Genomic DNA, 4,621 nt, shown 5'->3' on the forward strand with positions numbered 1-4,621 from the left:
CTTCACCCATCACGACCCACCCCTCGGACACCTCAACGATGAAAGCCCGAGGCTAAGTGGCATACTTCGACGGTTCGGCGCATACTGATGAACCCGCTCTACGCAGCCCTCCTGCCGCCGTCACAGGGAAGCCAGCCGCACGACTTCGCGGCCATCGACCTCGCTGCTTGCACCCCTGGCGCTTGGAAGAAGCTCATCGAGCGCGATCACCTCGTCGCTGCACGTGACAGGCTCGTCGGCGTCAAGCCCAACCACCAAGGCACCGCGCGGAAATGGCTGCTTTCCGGCCTGGCCATCTGCTCCGTGTGCCGCCAGCCGGTCCGCTCGGCACGCGGCATGACTCACCCGACTCCTCGGAAGGATGGCTCTGGCACCGCTCCTAGTCAGCGGTACCACACCTATCGCTGCGTGAACGGTCACATCATGCGCAGGGGCGAGATCATCGACGAGTTCGTCTCGGACCAGTGCATCAGGCGTCTGTCCAAGCCCGACACGATCGACCTGCTGATCCCGAAGCCGGATGTCGTGGACATCCGCGTGCTCAACTCCCAGCGCATCGCCTTGGGAGAGCGGCGGAAGTCCGTCCTCAAGCAGATCTCCTCTGGCAGGGCGACCGAAAAAGAGGCGGAGGAGGCGCTGGACGATATCGCCGAGCAGCTGCGGGCCGTGGATACAGAGATCGCCCGCGCCGTCGCCAGCGACCCTCTCGCCGAGCTGGTCGGGGTCGCGGACGCTCGCGCCTGGTGGCACGATGAGGAGAGGACGCTCGCCCGTCGCCGCGCTGTGGTGGAGACGCTCATGACGGTGGTAATCCATCCCGTCGGTGCAGGAAAGCGCATCACCACCCTCGCCGCCGCCGCTGACACCGTCGAGATCAAGTGGAAACGGTCCGCCACCTGAACAGTGGGCTACCGCTTGCCCTCGAACGGGTCCACAACGCTATGGACGCCGTGGGTCGGGCACGCGAAGGCGATTCTGATGCCTTGCCCTTCTCCGGCATCGAACGGCTCCGGCGGACAATCTCGACCACAGTCCGTACATGTGCGGTAGCCAGTGGACTCGTCCCAAATGGTGATCTCCAGATCGTCCGGGACTTCAGCGTCGTCGGGGTCACCACTCATGACGCGGACCTCGTGAGTTCCGCATACTTTCCCGAGCCGCTCAGCGCGGAGTGGAGCGTCTGGCGTGAAACGCCCAGGTCGCGGGCCACCTTCGCCTTCGGCACCCCCTCTGAGACCCGCCGACGGGCATCCGCGATCTGCTCCGGGGTGAGCTTCGGTGCGCGGTCGTATGTGCCATTCTTCTTTGCCAGGGCGATTCCCTCGGCCTGCCTCTCCCTGATGGTGGCCCTCTCCAACTGGGCGACGGCGGCGAGGATGGTCAGCATGAACTCGCCTTGCGGTGTGTCCGTGTTCAGCGCGGGGTTGTCGATGAACTCCACGGCGACGCCCTTGGCCTGGAGCTGCTCGACGAGGTCGAGGAGATCCCGGGTTGACCGTGCCAGCCGGTCCGGAGACTTCACCCGCACGGTGTCGCCGTCACGGGCATAGGCGATCATCTCTTTGAGCTGCTCACGATCATCGACGTTCTTGCCCGAGACTTTCTCGGAGAACAGTCGGTCAACGACTCCGATCGCCTCGATCTGTCGAGCTGGGTTCTGGTCGGCCGCGCTCACGCGAACGTATCCGACGATCTGCCCCTTGTGTCCATTCATGTCTAGACCCTCCGGCGTATGCGTCCAACTATAGCCTACGCCCACCCTGTTAGACAGTCCTAGGCGACTATTCGTAAGCGTCCATCTGGGTACACCCTGATGGGCAGTGACTGGAGCGAGCCTAGGTGTGGCTAGGCAGTCTTGAAGACGCCAGCCCAGACCCCGGCAGGACTTTTGAAATCTGCGCGTCATATTCCTCCGCCCACTGATCGTCGTACGTGAGCGCAGCCAGTGCCGTGTCGATGACGGCATTCGGTGGTACGTTCACGCGGATGATCTCGCCGCTGAGGTGGGTCTCGACCAGGTGCTTAATGTACCGCGCGATCCAGCGTCCTTTGAGCAGTCGAACGCCCTGTGCAGACAGGTGTTTCGAGGCCTCAGCACACGCGACAGCGTGCGTTGCCTCATAGACTGCGGCTTGAATCTTTTCCGAAACCTGACTTACCTCCTCGGCCTTTACGCGATCGAAGTGATTCGAGTTCACCCGCGACAGTGTGCCCCAAGGCGCATATCCTGGCTCGTCGCATCGGAGAGCAGTCAAGCCGAGCCTCAGCCAGCTCTCCCATAACGAGAGGAGCTCGGACGGAGGATCCTGGACAGCGCGTTTCACCTTGTCCGAGATCTTGCTGTCGACCCCGTATGCGGCACGGAGCGCGGCCCAGATGTCCGAGTGGAGAAGTATGTCGGCTTCAACATCTGTGCCGAAGGTGTAGATGACATGGTCGGACGTCCGAAGAGTGCCCATGAAGTCATCCCGATCGCGATCCACCATGAACACAATCGTGGACTCGCCGGACTTGTTCTCCGTGGTCAACTTATCTCCTGCCTCCAGATGGTCGTGAAGCGCCAGCACGTGCACTTTCCCGCCCGCAGCCACCCCGTTCAGGTCGATGGTCTCAGCAAGACGGATCGAGACGCTGCGATCCTTCGTCGACGGAAGCGACTTGAGCAGCTTCTCGTAATGGGGTCGGTCATGATCGCGCCCCTCGACGATTAGCCAGAGGTCGTCCTCGCTCATCTTCACGCGCTGGGCGAATCCGGCAGCGCTCCATTTAGGCCTGTTGCTCATAGCTCGAAGATGTGGTCGTCGGACACCTCGGCCATGATCTCCGGGGAATGAGATGCCAGCAAAAGTTGGCAATCGCCGTTGATTCTCTGCATCGACGTAACAAGCTGCTGCTGCCAGTTCACGTGGAGCGAGAGCTCAGGCTCGTCGATAATGACTGCATTTTTGTTTGAACTGAGCACCTCCAAGAGAATCTGAAGTAGTTGCTTCTCGCCCGACGAGAGTGACTTTAGGGGAATTGAGCGATCATTGATCTCTACCTCAATAGGGGAAATCGCATAGGCGCGCGGCGTCCTTGGCCCTCCGAGAACGAGGTGCTTATTTCCTCGATACATCGAATCAATAATTCGTTGGAATTCTTTTTGCGGTGCAAGAACATCGTCAGTCAAATGCTTTACTGTCTGAATCTCGGCAACGACCTGCCGATGCTCCGGGGACGTCTTAAATTTCCCGATAAAGGCACTACGCTCCATCTGCAACGAGATGTTCTGCTCCTGGAGAAAGCTCCGCACCAGGTTATACGCTTCGAGGGGCTCGACGTCGTCAACGCCAAACGAGGATCCATTCTCGTTCGGGCTACCTCCGAACAGAATAGCGAGCACGGTTGCGAGCCCCTGCTGCTGGATCTCTCTAATGGAGCTGAAACTCCTCAGCGAGTAGTCGCGCCATCTCTCGCGAACCTGTGCCACGAAAACCTCATCGGATGCTCGCTTCCGGTCCTCCGTGGAGCGAGGTACACGACGGCCGCCTTCGGCGACACGCGTAATCGGCAGGTACGAGTGAGTAAGAGCTCTCTCCAAATAGCCAGGAGGATGTTCAGTGGCGCCGCCCTCCACGGTCGTCTTCCATCCACCCTCAGAATGCCTCTCCCTGTAATACCATGATTCCTCAATAGACACATCCGAACTCAAAAAGAGGTCATCTTCGTCATGGCTCTCAGGGGCATCTGCGACTTCTTTCGAAAATTCTCGCTTGAATCTCGCATCATTTTGATCGACTCGGAGCACCACTTCGGCACTGTCGAAGGGAAGGTCTTCGAGCGTGGCGGTATCGTTCTTGAGCGCAGCATGCAGAATGCGCAGGAGCGTTGTTTTTCCCGCTCCGTTGAGGCCCCAGAAGATGTTGAGGTTTCGATTCAGCGTATGCTCCACCGGCTTTGTCCGACCAGCGAGGCCGTTCACCTCGAAGCTCTCAATCCATGCCATCGTGCGTTCCTTTATGCCGCGGGAGACATAGATCTCCACTCCAATGTGTCCGGTCTCAATGGTATCCGACCGCAACTCCCGGTATAAGTCTCACGAGCAAGTCCGCCCGCTGGTCCGCGGTCCGAACACCTTCCGGGGCAGTGTCTCGCGGCGTAACTGCGTCGATTCATCAGAGGACGACTGCCAGTCGTCGGCGCTGCCCCCGCATCACGGGCCAGGCTAGGAGGATACTCCCATGGATACCAGGACAATCACAGACATAGACTCGACGCCCCAAGTATGGGTCGGATGCCTGGCAAGCTACAACGACGGCAGACGCGTCGGTGAGCGGCACGACGCCGAAGAGATCAAGCCGGGGGCCCTGCACGGCCGGTCCACGCCCTCAGCGTGTTGCCGTCCCGCATGCACTCGATCGCCTCGCGGAGCCCAGGATGGGCGTCGACGTCGAGCTTGCCGCTCACCTTCTTCTCAAAGACCTTGACGCAGATCGGACCGAGGGCAGCGTGCTGCTGAGATGTTGCCTGTTGCTTCGTGCTCACCCGCACCAGGCCAACCAGTGCCATGGCACCCTCCCGTTCAACTTAGCCTCGGGATTTCATGGGGGTGTGGTCCCGACCGGCGGACGGCTTAGAGAAA

General features: G+C 60.3%; 4 protein-coding genes. 1 reads left to right on the plus strand and 3 read right to left on the minus strand.

Annotated features, from left to right (window positions below; genetic code table 11):
* The first annotated feature begins 423 nt into the window (after positions 1–423).
* Complete coding sequence (locus INT51_RS21820; protein ID WP_193107491.1) at positions 424–900, plus strand: hypothetical protein; 477 nt, start codon at positions 424–426, stop codon at positions 898–900.
* Between the two features lie 217 nt (positions 901–1,117).
* On the opposite strand, the gene INT51_RS21825 is transcribed toward INT51_RS21820, so the two are convergent.
* From INT51_RS21825 to INT51_RS21835, 3 genes are all read right to left on the minus strand, one after another.
* Complete coding sequence (locus INT51_RS21825; protein WP_193107494.1) at positions 1,118–1,714, minus strand: recombinase family protein; 597 nt, start codon at positions 1,712–1,714, stop codon at positions 1,118–1,120.
* A 121-nt stretch (positions 1,715–1,835) separates the two neighbouring features.
* Positions 1,836–2,783: a hypothetical protein gene (locus INT51_RS21830; RefSeq protein ID WP_193107492.1), complete on the minus strand. Its 948-nt coding sequence runs from the start codon at positions 2,781–2,783 to the stop codon at positions 1,836–1,838.
* Positions 2,780–3,985 carry an AAA family ATPase gene (locus INT51_RS21835; RefSeq protein ID WP_226986057.1) on the minus strand — a complete coding sequence of 402 codons (1,206 nt, stop codon included), beginning with the start codon at positions 3,983–3,985 and terminating at the stop codon, positions 2,780–2,782. The genes INT51_RS21830 and INT51_RS21835 overlap by 4 nt, the downstream gene beginning before the upstream one ends.
* Positions 3,986–4,621: the final 636 nt, after the last annotated feature.

Source organism: Brachybacterium sp. FME24 (assembly GCF_014897705.1).
Lineage (GTDB): Bacteria > Actinomycetota > Actinomycetes > Actinomycetales > Dermabacteraceae > Brachybacterium.